Origin of the sequence: Staphylococcus pseudoxylosus, assembly GCF_044794325.1 — a bacterium.
In the GTDB taxonomy this organism is placed as follows: domain Bacteria; phylum Bacillota; class Bacilli; order Staphylococcales; family Staphylococcaceae; genus Staphylococcus; species Staphylococcus pseudoxylosus.
Map to the genome: position 1 here is coordinate 2,060,398 of NZ_CP085024.1, position 21,028 is coordinate 2,081,425.

The 21,028-nt window shown below is 32.7% G+C and carries 17 protein-coding genes; 4 read left to right on the forward strand and 13 right to left on the reverse strand.

Going from position 1 to position 21,028, the window contains the following annotated elements:
• The first annotated feature begins 8 nt into the window (after window positions 1-8).
• Window positions 9-797 carry a protease adaptor protein YjbH gene (gene yjbH / locus LG295_RS09855; RefSeq protein ID WP_017722303.1) on the forward strand — a complete coding sequence of 263 codons (789 nt, stop codon included), beginning with the start codon at window positions 9-11 and terminating at the stop codon, window positions 795-797.
• Window positions 798-1,202: 405 nt separating this feature from the next.
• Here yjbH and pepF read toward each other — a convergent pair whose 3' ends face one another.
• The 4 genes from pepF to spxA form a co-directional block, all read right to left on the reverse strand.
• The gene (gene pepF / locus LG295_RS09860; protein ID WP_107531286.1) at window positions 1,203-3,011 is read right to left on the reverse strand and encodes an oligoendopeptidase F; all 1,809 of its coding nucleotides are present in this window, start codon (window positions 3,009-3,011) and stop codon (window positions 1,203-1,205) included.
• Window positions 3,012-3,064: 53 nt separating this feature from the next.
• On the reverse strand, window positions 3,065-4,063 hold the full coding sequence (locus LG295_RS09865; protein WP_318832999.1) for a competence protein CoiA family protein: 999 nt from the start codon (window positions 4,061-4,063) through the stop codon (window positions 3,065-3,067).
• Between the two features lie 492 nt (window positions 4,064-4,555).
• Complete coding sequence (mecA, locus tag LG295_RS09870; RefSeq protein WP_318833000.1) at window positions 4,556-5,272, reverse strand: adaptor protein MecA; 717 nt, start codon at window positions 5,270-5,272, stop codon at window positions 4,556-4,558.
• 338 nt (window positions 5,273-5,610) lie between these two features.
• Complete coding sequence (gene spxA / locus LG295_RS09875) at window positions 5,611-6,006, reverse strand: transcriptional regulator SpxA (RefSeq protein ID WP_002483765.1); 396 nt, start codon at window positions 6,004-6,006, stop codon at window positions 5,611-5,613.
• Between the two features lie 303 nt (window positions 6,007-6,309).
• Here spxA and trpS point away from each other — a divergent pair, with 303 nt between their 5' ends.
• A complete protein-coding gene (trpS, locus tag LG295_RS09880; RefSeq protein ID WP_318833001.1) occupies window positions 6,310-7,299 on the forward strand; it encodes a tryptophan--tRNA ligase in 990 nt (329 codons plus the stop codon).
• 71 nt (window positions 7,300-7,370) lie between these two features.
• Here trpS and LG295_RS09885 read toward each other — a convergent pair whose 3' ends face one another.
• Genes LG295_RS09885 through opp3b form a run of 5 tightly spaced genes read right to left on the reverse strand, consistent with a single transcriptional unit; the run spans window position 7,371 to window position 13,075 of the window.
• Window positions 7,371-9,026 carry a peptide ABC transporter substrate-binding protein gene (locus LG295_RS09885; RefSeq protein WP_318833002.1) on the reverse strand — a complete coding sequence of 552 codons (1,656 nt, stop codon included), beginning with the start codon at window positions 9,024-9,026 and terminating at the stop codon, window positions 7,371-7,373.
• A gap of 20 nt (window positions 9,027-9,046) precedes the next feature.
• Window positions 9,047-9,991: an ABC transporter ATP-binding protein gene (locus LG295_RS09890; protein ID WP_107558379.1), complete on the reverse strand. Its 945-nt coding sequence runs from the start codon at window positions 9,989-9,991 to the stop codon at window positions 9,047-9,049.
• Window positions 9,981-11,063 carry an ABC transporter ATP-binding protein gene (locus LG295_RS09895; protein ID WP_107531281.1) on the reverse strand — a complete coding sequence of 361 codons (1,083 nt, stop codon included), beginning with the start codon at window positions 11,061-11,063 and terminating at the stop codon, window positions 9,981-9,983. Before LG295_RS09895 ends, LG295_RS09890 begins: the two co-directional genes overlap by 11 nt.
• An 18-nt stretch (window positions 11,064-11,081) precedes the next feature.
• Window positions 11,082-12,149, reverse strand: coding sequence for an oligopeptide ABC transporter permease (opp3C, locus tag LG295_RS09900; RefSeq protein ID WP_107531280.1), 1,068 nt, complete (start codon window positions 12,147-12,149; stop codon window positions 11,082-11,084).
• On the reverse strand, window positions 12,149-13,075 hold the full coding sequence (gene opp3b, locus LG295_RS09905) for an oligopeptide ABC transporter permease (RefSeq protein ID WP_039067772.1): 927 nt from the start codon (window positions 13,073-13,075) through the stop codon (window positions 12,149-12,151). Before opp3b ends, opp3C begins: the two co-directional genes overlap by 1 nt.
• Window positions 13,076-13,319: 244 nt before the next feature.
• Between opp3b and LG295_RS09910 the strand changes: the two genes are divergently transcribed.
• Window positions 13,320-13,694 (forward strand): DUF3899 domain-containing protein, encoded by a 375-nt coding sequence (locus LG295_RS09910; RefSeq protein ID WP_042362993.1) that lies wholly within the window; start codon window positions 13,320-13,322, stop codon window positions 13,692-13,694.
• Window positions 13,695-13,906: 212 nt separating this feature from the next.
• On the opposite strand, the gene LG295_RS09915 is transcribed toward LG295_RS09910, so the two are convergent.
• The 3 genes from LG295_RS09915 to LG295_RS09925 all read right to left on the reverse strand — a co-directional run bounded on the left by LG295_RS09915 (window position 13,907) and on the right by LG295_RS09925 (window position 17,709).
• Window positions 13,907-15,139 (reverse strand): MFS transporter, encoded by a 1,233-nt coding sequence (locus LG295_RS09915; RefSeq protein WP_318833004.1) that lies wholly within the window; start codon window positions 15,137-15,139, stop codon window positions 13,907-13,909.
• Window positions 15,140-15,511: 372 nt separating this feature from the next.
• The gene (gene fabF / locus LG295_RS09920; RefSeq protein WP_107531654.1) at window positions 15,512-16,756 is read right to left on the reverse strand and encodes a beta-ketoacyl-ACP synthase II; all 1,245 of its coding nucleotides are present in this window, start codon (window positions 16,754-16,756) and stop codon (window positions 15,512-15,514) included.
• Window positions 16,757-16,767: 11 nt separating this feature from the next.
• Complete coding sequence (locus LG295_RS09925) at window positions 16,768-17,709, reverse strand: beta-ketoacyl-ACP synthase III (RefSeq protein WP_107531655.1); 942 nt, start codon at window positions 17,707-17,709, stop codon at window positions 16,768-16,770.
• Window positions 17,710-17,903: 194 nt separating this feature from the next.
• Here LG295_RS09925 and LG295_RS09930 point away from each other — a divergent pair, with 194 nt between their 5' ends.
• Window positions 17,904-18,098 carry a YjzD family protein gene (locus tag LG295_RS09930; protein WP_318833005.1) on the forward strand — a complete coding sequence of 65 codons (195 nt, stop codon included), beginning with the start codon at window positions 17,904-17,906 and terminating at the stop codon, window positions 18,096-18,098.
• Window positions 18,099-18,313: 215 nt separating this feature from the next.
• Here LG295_RS09930 and clpB read toward each other — a convergent pair whose 3' ends face one another.
• Window positions 18,314-20,923 carry an ATP-dependent chaperone ClpB gene (gene clpB / locus LG295_RS09935; RefSeq protein ID WP_107531657.1) on the reverse strand — a complete coding sequence of 870 codons (2,610 nt, stop codon included), beginning with the start codon at window positions 20,921-20,923 and terminating at the stop codon, window positions 18,314-18,316.
• Window positions 20,924-21,028 lie beyond the last annotated feature (105 nt).

Below are 21,028 nucleotides of genomic sequence, written 5' to 3' on the forward strand. Positions count from 1 at the left end.
GAATAGACATGACTGAAGAATTAAGATTAATACAACCCAATAGTCGTGAAGATGTAAATCTTTCACCTGTTAGTAAGATAGAAATTTATTCCTTTTTTGATCCATTCAGCAAGGAATGTTTTAAATTATCTGCAATCCTTTCTAAATTACGCATTGAGTATAAACAATATATAAGTATTAGACATATATTGAATCCTTCATTACGCGTTTTGACAAAATGCCAAGCGCAAAGTACATCTGATTTAGATAATATCGCACTCGCATATAAAGCCGCTGAACTTCAGGGACGCATACGTGCAGAGCGTTTTATACACCTTGTACAAAATGAGATTATACCCAAGCGAGATATTATTACAGAATCGATGGTTAATAATTGTATCAGTAACGCAGGATTAGACTACGAAGTTTTTAAAGAAGATTTGCAAAGTAACTGTTTAAAAGATAGTTTACAAGTAGATTTGCATATCGCACGAGAAATGGAAATTGAAGAAGCTCCTTCCCTCGTGTTCTTTAGCGAGGATGTGCACGAAGAAGGATTAAAAGTAGAAGGATTATATCCTTACCATATTTATACTTATATTATTAACGAACTCATTGGTTCAACAATTGAAAAAGAATTACCACCAAGTCTTGAAGAATATATTCAACAACAACAATTAGTTACTAAAGAAGAGTTACTAACAATATATGAGTGGCCAGAAAAACTAATGAATAAAGAGCTAAAAAAGTTAGCAATCCAACAAAAAATTGAAAAACTTAAGTCGCCAGACGGTAAATTTTGGAAAGCTAAAAATTAATGCGCCTATGATTTAACTTTATAACCAAATAGCCTTTATTAAATAGATAGTGACATAAAATGTACTACCTTAAATTAAAAACGATGATTTTTACTGAATTGTAGTAAAAATCATCGTTTTTTGTTTTTCTTATATTTTCCACTTAAAGTTAATTGAATAGTTATTCAATTATACTCATTTTTAGAAGAATCATTAAAAAAAAGTATAAAAAAACGCCGTGTCTGATTACACGGCGCTAAACAAAGGGGATGGGAGAAATTTTTCACTTCAAACAAAGGGGTATGTTTGTTATGTGATTAATTTCATGTTTATAATATAACACGCCAAAATACACCTTTCAACCTTTTAAATTAAATAAATTTAGTTTGTCACAAACTTGTCATATTGTAAACGAATACATTCATGCTAAGCTTTCATTAACTTTTCAAAAGCATCTAATTTTTGTTCGAATACTTGGCAAGCTTGTTCAATTGGTTCAGGTGTTGTCATATCTACCCCAGCATTTTTCAAGATTTCAATTGGGTAATTTGAACTACCTTTTTTCAAGAATTCATTAATGTATCTATCTACTGCTGGTTGTCCTTCAGTTAATATTTGATGACTTAAACTTTGTGCAGCGCTATATCCTGTTGCATATTGATACACATAATAGTTCATATAAAAATGAGGAATTCTTGACCATTCTTTACTGATATCTTCATCTGTTTCAACTGAGTCACCAAAATAAACACGGTTTAATTCAGCATATTCTTCGTTCATACGATTTGCTGTTAATGGCTCTCCCGCTTCTTCTATCTGATGAATTTTGTGTTCAAATTCAGCAAACATCGTTTGTCTAAATAATGTAGCACGGAAACGCTCAAGTTCTTGGTTTAATAACAACAATCTACGTTCATCATCTAAATGTTTATCCATATAATCACTTAGTAATGCTTCATTACATGTAGATGCAACTTCCGCGACAAATATTGTATAATCACTTGAATTTGATGGTTGATTTTTACGACTGAAATAACTATGAGCTGAATGACCAAATTCATGTACCAACGTGTATAAATCAGACACAGTATTTGACCAATTTAATAAAATAAATGGATTTGTTAGATGTGCACCGGAAGAATACCCGCCTGAACGTTTACCTTTATTTTCATATACGTCTACCCAACGATTATTTAATCCTTCATTTACTACTTCCATGTACTCTTCACCCATAGGTTGTAAAGCTTTAACCATCCAATCTTTTGCTTCCTCGTATGGCATTTCAAACTTCACGTCTTTAACTAAAGGTGTATATAAATCGTACATTTTCATATCTTCAAGACCTAATAATGCTTTACGTAATTCTGTATAACGGTGCAATAATGGTAAATATTTATGGACTGTTTTTACTAAATTGTCATAGACTGCTTCTGGGATATGATTATTACTTAAAGCTGCTGCTCTTGCAGATTCATAGTTATGTGTACGTGCATTAAACACATTCTTTTTAACTTCTCCTGCTAATGTAGCACTTAAAGTATTATTATAGGCACCATAAGCTTTATATAAATTTTCAAATGCAGATTTTCTTAATATACGATCATCAGATTCTAAACACTTTATGAATGTACCTTGTGTAAGTGAATGACGATTACCATCCTTATCGATGGCATCTTCAAACTCTAAATCAGCATTGCTGAACATACCATATACATTATCAGCTGTTGACAAAGCATCTTGTGCCTCTGTAAGTAGCTTTTCTTTATCCGCACTCAACACATGTGGACGTTTTTCATTGATTAATTTCAAATCAAATTCATATTGTTTTAAATTATCATTTTCATCAATAAATGACTGGATCTTGTCTTCATCAATTTGCAATATTTCAGGTACTAAGAAACTCCATCCTGAACTAAACTTAATTATTAATTGATGCGCACGCGCTTCATAACCTGTGTATTTATCATTTGCTGTGTCTTGATCTTGTTTTAAATGTGCGTATACATAAACTTTTTCTAATTTAGAACCTAATTCATCCTCTAAAGCTAATGCTTGATATAAAGTCTCAGCACTATCAGCTAAATGACCTTTAAATTGTTGTTCTTTTCCTAAATTTTGTTCTGCTTCTTTAAAAGCTTCTTCAAAAGCTTCATCCGATTCGAATATGGTAGTTAAATCCCATGTATATTCAGGATATTTACGTTCTTGTTCTTCTCTTGTTAATTGTTGTGTCATAATTTTAGTAAACCTCCTATTAAATTCAATACTATAATTTTCTCATGTAAGACTCAATTTTGCACGTTATTATACCCAATATTTCGGTATGTTTTTTGAAACTTATGGATAATTGCTTGAACTATCACTCGGCTATTAACATCATAATTATAAAAATGATTATACTTAATAGTATTTAAGAGTACACTTTCATTAATATTATTTTTAACTAACATATTTAGCAATTGCAGTTGCCAATAAATAGGATGAGATTGTATAAATAGTTGTTCAGGATACACCATGCCTAAATTTTCACATACCCATGATTCCTTTAGTTGTAAATTATAAATAACACTCAAACTAGGCTCATGAATAGTTCCTTGACGTCTGCAATTCTTGATATATTGTTCAATTGAAGACTTCGTTAATTTAAAATGACATGGTAACATTGCAGCGTCATTTTTATTAAAATAATTTGTAAATTGTTTATATGAAAGTTGTTCCCTAATAGCTATGTAACGTTTTCCCCCAATAAATTGTACTATTTTATATCTATATAATAAAAACGTGTCACTATGCCACGAAAAGAGTTGTCTTCTTTTTAAATTAATATAAGTGCGTTCAGACTTATTTAGAATTAAAATTTTTGTTCTTTCGTTATATTTCAACTTACCGATAATCCAAATAACGTCATAACCAATATGAGCTAAACCATCGCTTCGTTTTTTTATATTATCTATAGTTATATTTGAAAATTGTATTTCAATCGCAATTGTATTATTAATGATTAAATCAGGATATTGGTAGCACTGTGATATATAAGGTTCAATTACAACATGATAATCTAATTTATCTAATTGCTGTGCCAATTCATATTTAAACATATAATGTTCATAGGTCTCGCCTTTGTCACAAAAGTTTGAATTTCTGTGACCATGAGCAAAATGCGATATTTTCATTGGACCTTTTTTTAGAATAACTTTATTTTGACAATGCGGACATTTATAATCACAGTTTCTATTAGCATTGCGCGCATTCATCAATATTTCGTTATCATCTTTAGCGTAAAACATGTTTTAATCACCTCATTTAATATACACGGTAATTTCACATAAATTACTTTAGTAAATTACACTTTCCATTTACCTGATACAAAAAACAACAAAGTCTAGGACTTTGTTGTTTTTTTGTGCACGCTTTTCTCGATCACTGCCTTAGTCTGTAGTCTTCGGCTAGTGCGCTTCCCTCAGTAGTCGGCCAAATCACTGCCTATATTACACTAATATTTTTTGGTATTTATAAATTAAACAGTAGTTTATATTATGTCGCATAACGACATTGATTATAGCGTCAACTTTGGTTTGAAAGACCACTTTATTAAAAAATAACTATACCAATATAAATAACCCTTAGGCGAACTATCACCTAAGGGTTATCTATGGTCTGAGCCGACAAAATATAAACTTTGTCGACTTTAAATCTTTCTTAAAAACATAACCCTTACTATACATTGTAAATCAATTTTAATAAGGGTTATATTATTCATTGTATTTTATTCACGTTAATTATTCTGCAGTGTTTGGAAAATATCGACGCACTTGTGACGCGACATTGTGGCTCATGATTATTTTTGCATAGTCATTTAAATATACTTCAGATTTATCAGTAGGATATGCGAACTCAAGTAATTGACTATAACTATCATTAATTGTTTCTTGATCTACATTTTCGTCAAAATGCACAGCATAATAATAAATATTGTTAAGACTATATAATAAATCTTCAAATGCATCTGTCACTTGATCGTTGTGATGTGCATAATCGATTACTTCTTCTAAATCACTAAATTTAACAATAACAGTACGTGTATTTTGCTGTTTATGGTCGTCTCGTTCTTGGCTATAGTTATTTTCTTTCTGTTGTTGACGTTGCTCAAATAAATCTTCTAAACTATCATCTTGATCAAACGTCTGTGATAATAAATCGTTCACTTGATAATCAAGTTGTTCATTATCTTCATCTGACATATTGATCAAATCTTCATTTTTAGATTTAGATATCGTTACCTCAACACCCTTTTCAAAAGCGTGTACTTGTATCCATAACGGGCCTTCAACAACAAAATCTTCTTCTTCATTGATTTCTTCCATCATATTCCAAAAGAATTCTTCTCCACGTTTGCGATTAGTCCACAAATCTTCACGTTTAAAACCTCTTGCTTCAATATCACTATATGTTATAAATAATTTAACGGTAGTATCGTCAACGCGCTCTATTCTCATATCATCTCACTCCTTACAGTCGATGAATAGTAATCATATTGTATTAGAACATAGCAATAATTACAATTGATTTGTTTGATTAAATTTCACTAAATTCCAATTAGTATCTTATATTAACATATACCCTTGTATTAGCCAAAAAAACAGCACGAACTATTCAAGCGTGCTGCACCAAAATTAACTTAACTCTATATTAAATCGATTTTTCCACTTAGACAATCTTTGCGTTTGACCTAAGCCCATGAGTATTTGTTATGTTAAATATAACAAAACCATAAAGCAATGAATTAAAAATTGCTTTATGGTTTATGATTTATTTATTTCACTTATAATTTATCTTAGTCAACCATACGTTGCGCTTCTTGCAATTGGAACGTACGAACTTTTCTAGGTAAGAAACGTCTGATTTCATCTTCGTTATAACCAACTTGTAGACGTTTTTCGTCTAAAATAATTGGACGACGTAATAAACCAGGGTTATCTTGAATAATTGAATATAAATCTTGAAGTGGTAGCGCATCAATATCTACATTTAATTTTTGATAAGTTTTAGAACGTGTAGATATGATTTCATCAGTACCGTCTTCAGTCATTTTTAAAATTTGTTTGATTTCGTCAATTGTTAAGTGTTCTGAAAAAATGTTACGCTCCGTATACGGAATGTCATGTTCTTGTAACCATGCTTTCGCTTTACGGCAAGATGTGCAACTTGGTGAAGTAAATAATGTTACCATACATCTCACTCTCCTATTTTTCATGAATGTAAATTCATTTGATTTCAATATTTATATGATTAGGAAACTTTATAGTTTTCTTCGCCTTCCTTAACCTTACAATGAAAGTATACCCTTTCAACATTAAAATTAAATGAGAATTCTCTAATTTTTTTCAAAAAATTTAAAATAAAGTATTTCTCAATAAATTCAACTAGAAATATTGATATACATGTAGTTTAACATAACTTACAAATGATTGAAATACTGTTATAATGAACGTATTGTGTATTAAATTAAATTTCAGAAAGTAGGCATCATAAAATGGAAACATTATTTTCAGGCATCCAGCCTAGTGGGATTCCAACAATTGGTAATTACATTGGCGCATTGAAACAATTTGGTGAAGTACAAGATGATTACGATTGTTTCTTTTGTATCGTTGACCAACATGCAATCACGGTACCCCAAGATCGATTAAAATTACGTAAACAAATTAGACAACTTGCTGCAATCTATTTAGCATCTGGTATAGACCCAGAGAAATCAACACTATTTATTCAATCTGAAGTTCCTGCGCATGTTCAAGCAAGTTGGATGCTCACTACAATTTCTTCAATTGGTGAATTAGAACGTATGACGCAATTTAAAGATAAAGCAGGAAAACAAACTGAAGGAGTACCAGCAGGATTGTTAACTTATCCACCATTGATGGCTGCTGATATCGTCATTTATAATACTAATATCGTACCAGTTGGTGATGATCAAAAGCAACATATGGAGTTAACACGTAATCTTGTAGACAGATTTAACTCCCGTTATAATGATGTTTTAATCAAACCAGAAATCCGTATGCCAAAAGTTGGTGGCCGCGTGATGAGCCTTCAAGAGCCAACTAAAAAAATGAGTAAAAGTGACGATAACCAAAAAAACTACATCTCATTACTTGATCAGCCAAATGTTGCCGCTAAAAAAATCAAAAGTGCTGTAACCGATTCTGACGGTATCATTAAATTTGATCGTGATAATAAACCAGGAATTTCTAATTTATTATCAATTTATTCAAGCTTAACTAATGAATCTATTGACTCACTTCAAGAAAAATATAAAGACTCAAACTATGGTGTGTTTAAAGCAGATTTAGCAGAAGTTGTGAAATCATTCTTAACTCATTTCCAAGAAAAATATGACTATTATTTCAATTCTGATGAGCTTGATACAATTTTAGATAATGGTAGAGATAAAGCACAAAAAGTGTCATTTAAAACATTGAAAAAAATGGAAAAAGCAATGGGACTAGGGCGTAAAAGATAAGTTACGAATCTCAAATTTTCCAGAGCATTAAAAAAAGAGAATCCAAAGTACTGGATTCTCCTTTTTAATGCTTATTTTTCTTTCTTTTTACCCGTTTTAGGGTCGATACTCTTATCAATTTTCACATGTTTTAGTGTCGTGTCTCCACCAATTTGATGGTACACCAAACCTTTAACTTGAGGGTTAGTTAAATGCGCTTCTCCTTTTTGATAAACTGGCGCAACTGGTGCTTCTGCTAATAATAATTCTTCTGCTTCCTTCATTGCTTCATTTCGTTCTTCAGGTTTCTTCAATAATTTGCCATTGGCATCTTTAACTAATTTATCGAATTCTTTATTACCCCATCCTGTATTATTAGATGGATTACCTGTCGTCATAATATTCAAGAACGTTAATGGATCTGGGTAATCTGGTCCCCAACCAGATAATGATGCTTCAAATGTTTCAGAGTGTTCTTGGTTCACCCTTTGTTTAAATGGTAATTGCTTAATATTCATTGTAACTCCTGGCAAATTACTTTCAACTTGAGATTTAATAAATTCTGCTGAAATTTTCGAACCTGGAGTATCTTCCGTATTCATTGTAAATGTTAACTCTTTGATACCTAAATCTTTTTTGGCTTTTTCTAAGTGTTGTTTTGCTGCTTTAGGATTATATGTTAATGGCGAATTAATTGATTCGGTAAAATCCTTTCCATTTGGCGATTTAGCCGTTAGTTTAGATGTAAAGCCATCTGTAGCTTCTGAACCGTTATTTAAAACTGAATTTACATAGCCTTCTTTATTAATAGCTTGAGAAATTGCTAACCTTAAGTCTTTGTTTTTAAATTCTGGTACATTATCTCGATTTAACTTAATATAAAATGTACTTGCTAATAAGCGTTTCTTTAATCCTGGGTTATCTGCATATTTATCAACTTGGTCGGCAGTTATCGTTGTATCGTCTACAGAACCTGTGTCATATAGTGATGCCCCTGCTTGTTGGTCTTTCAACACTTTATAATTTGCACGATCTAAATTCACTGCTTTTTTGTCCCAATAATCATCATTTTTCACAAGCTGTATTTTATCTTCCACTTTCCAATCTTTTACTTTAAATGGTCCATTATATACTGTTTTATCAGCTGTCGTACCATATTGTTGTCCAGCTTTCTTCACAGCTTTTTCATTTTGTGGCATAAAAGTTGCAAAGGCCAACATCTCATTCATATATGGTATAGGTTTTGTTAATTCCACTTTTAATGTGTGATCGTCAACAGCTTTAACACCTAGCTCATCTACGTCTTTTTTGCCCATATTTATTGCTTCAGCATTCTTTAAATCATACATAATATAAGCATATTCTGATGCTGTATCTGGATTAACGACACGTTTCCATGCAAATTCAAAATCCTGCGCTGTAACAGGGTCACCATTAGACCATTTTGCATCTTTACGCAAATCAATCGTTAAAGTTTTACCACCATTACTTTCTTTTGGCATAGATTTGGCCACGCCTGGTTTCGCTTTATCATTTTTATCTAAGGTATATAACCCTTCATATACCTGATTATATATATCAAATGAAACTGTATCAGTGGCTAAGGCCGTATCTAATGAAGAAATATCTTGTGGTATCACTTTTCTAAATACCTGACCTTTATCTGAGTAGACACCTTCAGCATTGCCACACCCTGCTAATACAACCGATAGTGCTACTAAAATAATTAAAAATTTGAATTTTTTCATCATTTTCCCCCCTTCCCCTATTAAACAGAAGCCTCTTGTGTTTGAGATTTTAATGCTTCAGCTTCTTCATCTGTAGTAAATACATAATGATTTACTCTAATTTCATGTAATGCGCGTTGATTATTCTTAGTATCATCCTCTTTAAAATGCGTTCTTTTTCTAACTCTTTCACTTTCAGGGTCAGGCTGTGGTACAGCAGAAAGTAATGACTTCGTATAGGGATGCATTGGGTGGTTGTAAATTTCATCTGCACTGCCTATTTCTACAATTTTACCAAAATGCATAACCGCAATTCTGTCTGAAATGTATTTAACCATTGATAGGTCATGGGCAATAAATAAAAATGTTATGCCACGTTCTCTCTGTAATTTTAATAACAGATTTACGACTTGTGCTTGTATAGAGACGTCTAACGCCGAAATAGGTTCATCAGCAATAATAAACTCAGGCTCAACTGCTAATGCTCTTGCAATACCAATACGTTGACGTTGACCACCTGAGAATTCATGAGGATAACGATTAGCATGCTCTTTACTTAAACCAACAGTTTCTAACAAATCGTAGACACGTCTTTTTCGGTCTTTTACCCCTGTTGAAAGTTTGTGTATATCAATACCTTCAGCTACAATATCCATTACCTTCAGTCTTGGGTTTAATGAAGCATAAGGATCTTGGAAAATCATCTGAATTTTTTTATTGAATTTCAAAGAATCTTTACGATTTTTAATTTTTTGAATATCCACGCCTTCATATAAAATCTCGCCATCCGTTATTTCATTTAATTTAATAATCGCTTTGCCTGTGGTTGACTTGCCACACCCTGATTCACCAACAAGTCCAAATGTTTCGCCTTTATAAACATCAAAAGAAATGTTTTCAATAGCTCTAACTTCATTACGTTTACCTTCGTTAAAATATTGTTTTAAATTTTTTACTTGCAATAATAACTCATTACTATTCTCCATTGAAAGACACCCTTTCTACCTGTTGTGGTTTATCAAAGTTATTTGGCATTTTACGCAAACGTTTTTTGACCATTTCGGGTGGTTCTACGTGAGGCGCACGATCGTCCAGCAACCATGATTTCACAAAATGTGTTGACGATACTTGATACCATGGTGGTGGTGTCTTGAAATCAATATCTAAAGCAAATTGACTACGATCCGCAAATGCATCCCCTTTGGGTGGATGTAACAAATCCGGTGGTGTACCAGGAATCGCTAGCAGTTCTGTATCAGTACCAGTTGTTAAGTCTGGCATAGAAGAAAGTAATCCCCAAGTATATGGATGTTTAGGATCATAGAAAATTTCATCTACATCACCTGTTTCTACCATTTGACCACCATACATGACAGCAACTCTATCCGCTATATTTGCTACAACGCCTAGGTCATGTGTAATAAATATAATAGAGGTACTGATTTTATGTTGAAGCTCCTTCATAAGCTCTAATATTTGTGCTTGCATTGTCACGTCAAGTGCAGTTGTAGGCTCATCTGCGATAAGTACTTTCGGTTCACATGCGAGTGCCGTCGCTATAACGATTCTTTGTCTTTGTCCACCTGAAAATTGATGAGGATACGCATTAAATCGTTTTTCAGCATTTGGTAAACCAACTAGGTTCAGAATTTCAAGTGCTCTTTTTTTAGCGTTTGCTTTATTATAATTTTTATGTTTAATGAGTGGTTCCATAACCTGTTTTCCGATTTTCATTGTTGGGTTTAATGAAGTCATCGGGTCTTGGAAAATCATAGAAATGTCTTTACCACGCAATTTAATTAATTCTTGCTCAGATTTTTTCGCTAAATCTTCACCTAAGAAATTAATTTGTCCTTTTTTAATTCTTCCGGCGTCACCTTGAAATAATTTCGTAATAGCTTTTGTTGTCACTGATTTACCTGAACCAGATTCACCGACAATTGCTAAAGTTTCTCCTTTATCGATAACAAAGTCAACGCCTCTTACCGCTTGCACTTCCCCTGCGTCGATATCAAAGGAAACATGCAAATCACTAACTTCTAATATTCTTTCTGACATATCTGTTGCCTCCTTTTATTATCTACGCATTTTCGGATCAAATGCATCACGTAATCCATCACTAAATAGATAGAAGAATAAGATTAGTAAACTTAATACTAACGCTGGTATAAATAGTTCATGTGGATGAATGAGCAACATAGCTCTTCCTTCATTCACCAAAGAACCCAATGATGTTCTTGGTGCAGGCACCCCAATACCAATAAAGCTTAAGAATGCTTCAAAGAATATTGCGTTAGGTACTGTAAACATTGAAGTTACTACAATAACACCTAACGTGTTAGGTAAAATATGTTTGAAAATCAGTTTGAATTTTGATGCACCCAATGTTTTTGAGGCCAAAACAAATTCTTGGTTTTTCAACTTTAAAAATTCTCCACGAACAACACGACTCATACCAATCCAGCCTGTGATAGCCATTGCTAAAATAATCGTCCATATAGAGGGTTCAAAGATCAATACAAATAAAATCACAACAATAAGTGTTGGAATAGAAGCAACAATTTCTATGATACGTTGCATGACATTATCTAATCGACCGCCAAAAAATCCTGATATTGCTCCATATATGACACCTATAAATATGTCTAGTAAGGCAGCGACAACACCAATAAATAATGATACTTGTGCACCTTGCCATGTTCTTGACCATAAATCTCTACCTAATTGGTCTGTACCGAACCAGAAGTTTTCTTTGACCCCAGCTTCTTTATAAGCATCAACGCCTTGTGCACCTTCACCATCAAATGGTAAGAATGAAATTTGGTCTAACACTGGTATCTTAGCCGGTAGGTTACGACGCTCAACATCTTGTTCAGCATAGTCATGTGAACTTAACAGTGGCCCTATCAACGCTAATAGCACAATAATAATTAAACCAACCATTCCTACTACTGCGAGCTTATTACGTTTCAATTGTGTCCATGCATCTTGCCAAAAGTTTTTGCTCTCTCTTTGCATTTCAGGTTCTTTTTCAATATCATTGTTACTTCTAATAAAATCAGAAGCCGGAATAGCTTCAGAGGTAGTAGTCATCACTGCATTTGAATGATCATCTTTTAATTTTTCATCTCTTTTATCAGTCATTATTTTTTACCCCCTTGTACACGAATACGCGGATCAATAACACCATATAATATGTCTACAAGGAAAATGGAAACAATAAATAGTGTACTGAATAAAATCGTGGTTGCCATGATAACTGGGAAGTCATTTGTTGTTATTGATCTAACGAATTGATCCCCCAAACCAGGAACACCAAAGATATTTTCAATTGTTAGTGTACCTGTCAAGATACTCGCTAACATCGGCACAATAATTGTTATAACTGGAATTAATGCATTCCTTAATGCATGACCAAATAATACTCTCATTGTTGAATTACCTTTGGCACGTGCTAACAAGATATAATCTGAACTTAATACTTCAATCATTTCCGCTCTTATGTATCTAGCCACGGTTGCTAGTACTGCTGCAGATAAAGCTAGTGAAGGTAGCACTGCTGTTGATATCCCTTCCCAACCCGCAACAGGAAACCATTGTAACCTTACCGAAAAGACATACTGTAATAATACTGCTAATACAAATGACGGTACTGAAACTGCAATAACTGAAATTACCGTTGCAGAATAATCCACCCAGGTGTTTTGCCGTACTGCTGCTATGACCCCCAAAATCAAACCTAGTATTACGCCGATAACCATCGCTGTCATCCCCATCTCAAACGACGGTAATAACCTCGGTTTTATTAAATCCCAAACAGGTTGATTGTCATATTGGAATGAGTTACCAAAGTCCCCCGTAACTACATTCTTTAAATAACTCGCATACTGTACAGGTACCGGATCATTCAGACCATATTTTTCATTTAAAATTTGTTTCTGCTCTTCATTTAATTTTTCATCATTAAATGGTGAACCTGGCATTAACTTCATTAAGAAAAACGTGATCGTTATGATTATGAATAATGACAAAATCATATACCCTAAACGCTTCATAATATACTTAAGCATATTTTATCCCCCTTTAATTTCAGAATAAACATTCCCTTCAAAATATTCAGAAATATTTAATAACATTATACTTTTAGTTCATATTTTAATCAACATTGTTTTACTTTACATTATTAAAGGAATCATTTTTTAAATAAATTTATAAATCTTATAAGTATTGTTATAAAAGAAATTCCATCAATTATTATTCATTTCCAAGTAATTTTAAGTTACAATAAATTTATTAATTAAAGGAGACAAAATAATGAAAAATTTAACTTCTATATTGGGTTGGGCGCTTTTAACACCTATCCTTTCTTTGCTATTTTGGTTTTTCGTTTCACATACCTTAATATATTTCATTAATATTTTCTTCTATATTTCGATTTCATTAACCATATTCTTTTTTATTATTATTATCGTACAAGAAGGTATTTTTGATCCTACAAGTTATGGTTTTAGAAGACTAAAATATCAACTTTCAAGTAAAAAGCACAAAGATACCATGGAAAATGATGAATTTTTTAAACCTAAGCAAGTCAAAAAAGATGACTATTTTGTCTCTCCATGGGTGAAAATTGCATTTAGTTTTAATTTATTTTATTTAATACTCACAATCGTCATATCATTTTCAATTTAAAGTCCAACCTAATTGGTTAATTTAATTAAAATAGTGATGTGTTATATATTTTTTGTAATGCTATCAAACATTAAAACAAAAATTAGTCCGAGACATAACGAGTTGTCTCGGACTAATGCGTTATATGAAAGAAAATGGTTATATCTTTACTAAAAACAGATTGATTCTACTAAATCATTATAGCCCACAATGATTGCTTGCTTTCTTTTTTATTATTTCGTTTCAATATTCGGGTTACAAAACAAAGCATAATATAACAATACAAACCCTATTAAAACAACGATTGCAACGTATACCGACATCATCCATGGTAAAACAAAAGCCCCTATAATTAATCCAGAACGTGCTAATAAGTTACCACCATAAAACGAAATCATACCAAATGTATTATATGTACTTCGTTTGTCATTTGGTATCATTAAAAATCTTTGTGCGTTTTGTATAGGTGAATATATCAATTCCCCTAATGTAGCAATCATTGAGAATAAGCATAAAATCCAAAATGAACTCGCAGATGTCAGCACACTATAACCAACGGTATATAATATAATACCTATAATAAATGCAATTCTTTTGGATGTTGATTCCACAACTCTATTGACTGTAAAAGTTAATGTAGCTACAACAAGTGTATTGATTATCATAATAACAGTAAACATTCTTACCCCATCTATGTAAAAACCAAAAAAGCTTAAAGGTTCAAAATCAGACTTCAATCTAACCACAATATAAGAATTTAAACTTAACTCTGCCATAATTACTAACATAAAGCCTAAATTTAACATCATAAAGTACTTATCTTTAATAACAGTATGGTAACTATTAATAAAATGTTTAAATTTTGATGTTAATTCTTCTTTTTTATTATAAATTTGCTCTACATCATAGTATTTCTCAAAAAGGTACCAGCTTATAAGCATTGCTAAGAAAAATATCATAAATAATAATCGTTTATGACCTAAATAGAGTAAAGCACCTAGTACCATACCAATTGCTGTACTAATATTAAACATCCAATAATTTAGTTGATACACGTATTCGCGAACTTCTTCATAAATTGCATCCATAATCGCTGCCTCAAAAATAGGTTCACTTGCAGCAAACATAATTTCAAAAATAAAAACTGTCACACAAAAAATAACTAATCCTATGCCGTCCATAGTAACGGTTACACTTAAAATAATGAGGCAAATTGCATAAAGAAAATGAATGTAATTTACCACTTTCTTCCTATTATAATTATCTCCTATATATCCACCTATGAAGGACACAATGAAACTTACAATAAGATTTGTAATTAAGAAAATACCCGCAAACACTGCATTCACTTTACTAGTTAAATATAATGCCAAAAAAGGTAAAATCGCTTGGCTTGCAATAATTAATATAAAATCTGCTATAAGTCGTGTTTTTAATGTTGTGGATAGAGTTAAAAACCTTTTCATCTTATGTCCCTCCCTTGCTCATTTTATCAATGTTTACTATTATACATTAAATGTATATTGTGAACAGATGATTATTAAATAAATTATACTTTTAATTGCTAATATTGCCACTAAGTATACGTTTAAACTATTACAATAATTCATAAGATTTTATTTACTTAAATAAATAGAATTTATACTAATAAGAGTAATTTAAAGTATTGGTCTGCCTATTTTCAATAAAAAATCAAATAGAGGTTAAAGTATTTCAATAAATTTTTAAAGTATAGCTCTCTAAATTTATCCGAACGCAAAATAAACCAAACACTAAAAATATAGTGTTTGGTTTATTTTAATATTTATAATATAACAGTATGAAAATACGATACAATTTTAGTCACTAAATTTCTTCAATACAATGACCGCATTATGTCCGCCGAAACCTAAACTGTTACTCATTGCATAGGTAATATCTAAATCTTCTGCTTGGTTAGGAACGATATCTAAATCACATTCTGGATCTGGTGTGTTCGCATTAATTGTTGGTGCAATACGGCTATCTCTAATTGAAAGCGCAGAAAAGATTGCCTCAATACCACCTGTTGCACCAAGTAAATGACCTGTCATTGATTTAGTTGAGCTTATTTTTAATCTGGAAGCAGCTTCACCAAAAGTATTTTTTATAGCTTGGATTTCAGTTAAGTCACCTACTGGCGTACTTGTTCCATGCGCATTAAGATATTGAACATCTTTAGCTTCAATACCAGCATCATCCATAGCAGCTTGCATAGCACGAGAACCGCCTTCACCTTGTGGTGCTGGAGCAGTAATATGATATGCATCTCCAGTTGAGCCATAGCCTACAACTTCTGCGTAAATTTGAGCACCACGTGCTTGCGCTGATTCTAAAGACTCTAATACTAAAATACCAGCGCCTTCACCCATGATGAATCCATCACGACCTTCTTGGAAAGGACGACATGCTGTTTCTTTATCATCGTTTGTAGATAATGCGCGACTAGCACTAAATCCTGCAATTGCCATATGTGTGATTGGCGCTTCCGCTCCACCTGTAACCATTGCATCTGCATCGCCACGTTGAATAATTTTAAACGCTTCTCCGATTGAGTTTGTACCAGTTGCACAAGCTGTTACTGTTGAACCGTTTGGACCTTTGGCCCCAATATCAATTGACACTTGTCCAGTTGCCATATCAGGTATAAGCATTGGTACAAAAAACGGACTCACTTTTCTTGGACCACGGTTAACTAATTGGCTATGAGAAATTTCAAATGTTTCCATACCGCCAATTCCTGAACCAATCCATACTCCAATTCTGTTAGCAGTGTTCTCATTAATTTCAAGTTTAGCATCTTGAACCGCTTCTCTAGCAGCTACTACCGCATATTGAGTAAAACGATCCATTCTACGTGCTTCTTTTTTCGGAATATGGTCTTCTATATTAAAATCTTTCAGTTCTCCAGCTAAATGAACACTGTAATCTGTCGTGTCTAGTCTTGTAATATTATCAATACCATTAACACCTTTCAACGCGTTATCCCACGATGATTTAGCATCGTTGCCTAGAGGTGATAATACGCCAATTCCTGTTATTACAACACGCTGTTCTTTGCTCATAATTTATCCTCCTATTTTCCCCATCTTAGTGTGACAGCGCCCCATGTTAAGCCGCCACCAAAACCAACTAATACAAGGACATCGTCATCTTTAATTTTGCCTTTTTCTAATTCTTGGCCGATACTTAATGGAATAGATGCTGCTGACGTGTTTCCGAATCTATCTACAGAAACACTCATTTTTTCTTTTGGTATACCCAAACGTTCTCTAGCAGATTCCATGATTCTAATGTTTGCTTGATGTGGTACAAACATATCAACGTCATCCGGAGTTAAATTTGCTTTAGCCACTGCGTTTGTTGACGCTTCACCCATGATTCTTACAGCAAATTTAAATACTTCACGACCGTTCATAAATATTTTGCCATTTTCTGGGTTTAAAAATAAATGTTTTGCTCCTGAGCCATCTGAACCTAGTTCATAGCTTAAAATACCACGTCCTTCTGATACCTCACTAATAACTACTGCCCCAGCACCGTCTCCAAATAAAATAGCTGTTGAACGATCTGTAAAGTCAGTAATTTTAGACAATTTATCTACGCCGACAACTAATATATTTTTATAATCACCAGATTGTACAAATTGTTTTGCATTAATCATTGCATACATAAAACCACTACATGCTGCAAGTTGATCCATGGAAGCAACTTTCCCAATGCCTAATTTTTCTTGTAAAATATTAGCAACTGTTGGGAAAGGAAAATCACCTGTCGATGTCGCTACAATAATCATGTCGATTTCTGAAGCTTCAATCCCTGCATCTTCGATTGCTTTTAAGCTCGCTTGATAAGCCATGTCAGAAGTTTCTTCGTTTTCATCTGCCCATCTACGCTCTTTAATACCAGTCATTTGTGAAATCCACTCATCTGAAGTTTCTAAAAATGATTCAAAATAGGTATTTTCAACAACTTTTTCAGGTGCGTATGCACCAAAACCTTTAATACCCACATCCATGGTTGTACACCTTCTTAATCTTAATTTTAATTTTCCTTTGAATTAAACTTTTAATACCAGGTATTAATTTAACATAATACACATTTCAAATACAAGAACAACACATCGGAATTTTAAATATTACTTCTCTCTATACAAACTACACTTAATTATTTATAATGAAGTTATATATATTATATTGGAGGCATTACATAATGAAATACCTCGCAGTTTTATTTTGGTCTATTATCTTATTACAAATGATTAATTTCGTACTTAATAGTTTGAATGGTGGCGGTGCACTGAACTATGTAACACCGATTTTTGGAGCAATTGCTTTCACAATCATTATCGTTTTATTTGATATGGTGATTAAACCTAAAAAGCATGATACCAAAGAACAACACTAAATACGGTGTAAGACAGCAATCGGATAATTCCATTGTCTCACCCGTCAAAGATAACTATATCATTAAACAAGTCCAAGGCATATAAATGTCTTGGACTTGTTTTTTTTATAATAAAAAGGACGCGTCAGAAAACAAATGATTACTTTGCTTTCTATAACGCGTCCCCAACTAAATTAGTTTAATTAGCGAAATTGCTTTCTATTTAATAGTATTTATTAAACTATTTCAGGTTTATTTTCAGAAAATGTTAAACCATCATCAGTCAATGCAATATCAATAGTTGTACCTTCTGGTAAGTTTTCTCTTATCATTTTACGTGCTAATGGTGTTTCAATTTGTCTTTGGATGAAACGTTTCAATGGTCTTGCGCCGAACTGTGGTTCATAAGCTTCTTCCCCTAACCAAGCTTTCGCTTCATCTGATACATCGATTGAAATACGTTGTCCCATTAATCTAATATTTAACTCTGTTAATAATTTATCAACAATCAAACTCATATCATTAATAGATAACGGTTTGAATAAAACAATGTCATCCATACGGTTAATAATTTCAGGTTTAAAATATTGGTTTAAACTGTTCATCACAGCTTTTTCTGTTGTTTCAGTTATCACACCTGAATCTTTAACATTTTCTAATAAAATTTGGGAACCTATGTTGCTAGTCATAATGATAATTGTATTTTTAAAGTCTACTTCACGTCCTTTAGAATCCGTCAAGCGACCTTCTTCGAGTATTTGTAACAATACGTTAAATACATCACTGTGAGCTTTTTCAATTTCATCTAATAGAATTACAGAGTATGGATTACGGCGAACTGATTCAGTTAATTGTCCACCTTCGTCATGTCCTACATAACCTGGAGGTGCACCAATCAGACGAGAGACAGAATGTTTTTCCATATACTCACTCATATCAATGCGAATCATATGTTTCTCAGAATCAAATAACGTTGATGCTAATGATTTAGCTAATTCTGTTTTACCGACACCTGTAGGACCTAAGAATAAGAAACTACCAATAGGTCTGTTAGGATCTTTGATACCTGCGCGTGCTCTAACAACCGCATCAGAAACTAAATCTACTGCTTTATCTTGTCCAACAACACGTTCATGTAGTATATCTGAAAGGTTCAACAGTTTCTCTCTTTCAGTTTCTACAAGTTTTGAAACTGGAATACCTGTCCACGAACTAACAATATCTCCAATTTCTTCATCAGAAACAATTTCACGAATAATACGTTCATTATCTCCATTTTGTTCATTTTGGAATGCATCTTCTAACTCGCGTAACTCTTTTTCTAATTCTGGAATTGTACCATGTTGTAGTTCAGCTGCTCTTTCTAAGTTGTAATTATTTTCAGCATCTTCTAATGCTTTTCTATTTTCATCTAATTCCGTACGTTTTTCTTGTAATTTAGCAATTTTTTCTTTCTCTTCCTCTACACGAGATTGAATTGCATTTTGTTTTTCTTTTTCATTGGATAGTTCTTGTTGTAACTCTTGCAAACGCTGTTTACTTGCATTATCTGATTCATTTTTTAATGCGCTTTCTTCGATTTCTAATTGCATTACACGACGATTAACTTGGTCTAATTCTGTTGGATTAGAACCCATTTCTGTTCTAATTGTCGCACATGCTTGGTCCACTAAGTCGATTGCTTTATCTGGTAAAAAGCGATCTGTGATATAACGATCTGAAAGCTCTGCAGCGGCTACTAATGCTTTATCTTGTATACGTACACCATGATAAACTTCATAACGTTCTTTCAAACCACGTAAAATTGAAATTGTGTCTTCTACATCTGGTTCCGATACATTTACCTTTTGGAAACGACGTTCTAAAGCTGAATCTTTTTCAATATATTCTCTATATTCATTTAATGTTGTAGCCCCAATACAGTGCAATTCACCTCTAGCAAGCATTGGTTTCAACATGTTTCCGGCATCCATTGCACCTTCTGTTTTACCAGCGCCAACAAGCATGTGAATTTCATCTATGAATAGTATGATTCTACCGTCTGAATCTTTCACTTCTTTCAAGACTGCTTTTAATCGCTCTTCAAATTCCCCGCGATATTTTGCACCTGCAACAAGTGCACTTAAGTCTAATTCAAAAATTGTCTTATCTAATAACGACTCAGGTACGTCTTTTCTAACAATTCTCTGCGCTAAGCCTTCAACAATAGCTGTTTTACCGACACCTGGTTCACCGATTAACACGGGGTTATTTTTTGTTTTTCTACTTAAAATTCTTACTGTATTTCTTATTTCTTCGTCACGACCAATCACTGGATCCATATTACCTTGACGTACTTCTTCAACTAAGTCTCTACCATATTTTTCTAAAGCTTCATAATTTGCTTCTGGATTTTGTGTTGTCACATGATTTCCCCCTCTTATTTTTTTAATAATTTCTACGATAACTTCTTTTTTATTATCTACATATTGTTTTGTCGTATCATCAATGTCCATTGCAGCTAATATGATATGTTCCATTGAAATGTATTCATCTTCATATGATTTCATATATGACTCTGCACTATTGAATAATTCATTTGCTTTTTGACTAATATATTGTCCGTATTGAATATTATCTCCTTGTACGGTTGGATAGTTTTTCAATTTGTTCGTATATGCATTATTTAAATGTTCAGTATCAATATTAGCTCTCTCTAGCACACTTTTAAATAAACTTTCGTTTTCTTCAAGCGCTGCTTTTAACACAGCTTCAATTTCTATATTTTGGTTTTCATTTGCTTTTGCTAATTCAACAGCTTTTTGTAAAGCGCCTTGAACAGCATAGGTCATTTGATTAATATCCAAAATGATTCACCTCACCATTTAGTATTTGATCAAGCGTCTTTAAGTTTGACTTTGACTTTCTTTGACCTTAAATATATTATAATACTTCCTATTAAATTAATCAAC

Coding starts and splice junctions, on each gene's coding strand:
- LG295_RS09885 (WP_318833002.1), bottom strand. CDS start 9,026: ATGAAAAAATTCAAATTTTTAATTATTTTAGTAGCACTATCGGTTGTA.
- spxA (WP_002483765.1), bottom strand. CDS start 6,006: ATGGTAACATTATTTACTTCACCAAGTTGCACATCTTGCCGTAAAGCG.
- LG295_RS09930 (WP_318833005.1), top strand. CDS start 17,904: ATGAAATACCTCGCAGTTTTATTTTGGTCTATTATCTTATTACAAATG.
- LG295_RS09895 (WP_107531281.1), bottom strand. CDS start 11,063: ATGTCAGAAAGAATATTAGAAGTTAGTGATTTGCATGTTTCCTTTGAT.
- mecA (WP_318833000.1), bottom strand. CDS start 5,272: ATGAGAATAGAGCGCGTTGACGATACTACCGTTAAATTATTTATAACA.
- opp3C (WP_107531280.1), bottom strand. CDS start 12,149: ATGACTGATAAAAGAGATGAAAAATTAAAAGATGATCATTCAAATGCA.
- trpS (WP_318833001.1), top strand. CDS start 6,310: ATGGAAACATTATTTTCAGGCATCCAGCCTAGTGGGATTCCAACAATT.
- pepF (WP_107531286.1), bottom strand. CDS start 3,011: ATGACACAACAATTAACAAGAGAAGAACAAGAACGTAAATATCCTGAA.
- LG295_RS09910 (WP_042362993.1), top strand. CDS start 13,320: ATGAAAAATTTAACTTCTATATTGGGTTGGGCGCTTTTAACACCTATC.
- LG295_RS09915 (WP_318833004.1), bottom strand. CDS start 15,139: ATGAAAAGGTTTTTAACTCTATCCACAACATTAAAAACACGACTTATA.
- opp3b (WP_039067772.1), bottom strand. CDS start 13,075: ATGCTTAAGTATATTATGAAGCGTTTAGGGTATATGATTTTGTCATTA.
- fabF (WP_107531654.1), bottom strand. CDS start 16,756: ATGAGCAAAGAACAGCGTGTTGTAATAACAGGAATTGGCGTATTATCA.
- LG295_RS09925 (WP_107531655.1), bottom strand. CDS start 17,709: ATGGATGTGGGTATTAAAGGTTTTGGTGCATACGCACCTGAAAAAGTT.
- LG295_RS09890 (WP_107558379.1), bottom strand. CDS start 9,991: ATGGAGAATAGTAATGAGTTATTATTGCAAGTAAAAAATTTAAAACAA.
- LG295_RS09865 (WP_318832999.1), bottom strand. CDS start 4,063: ATGTTTTACGCTAAAGATGATAACGAAATATTGATGAATGCGCGCAAT.
- yjbH (WP_017722303.1), top strand. CDS start 9: ATGACTGAAGAATTAAGATTAATACAACCCAATAGTCGTGAAGATGTA.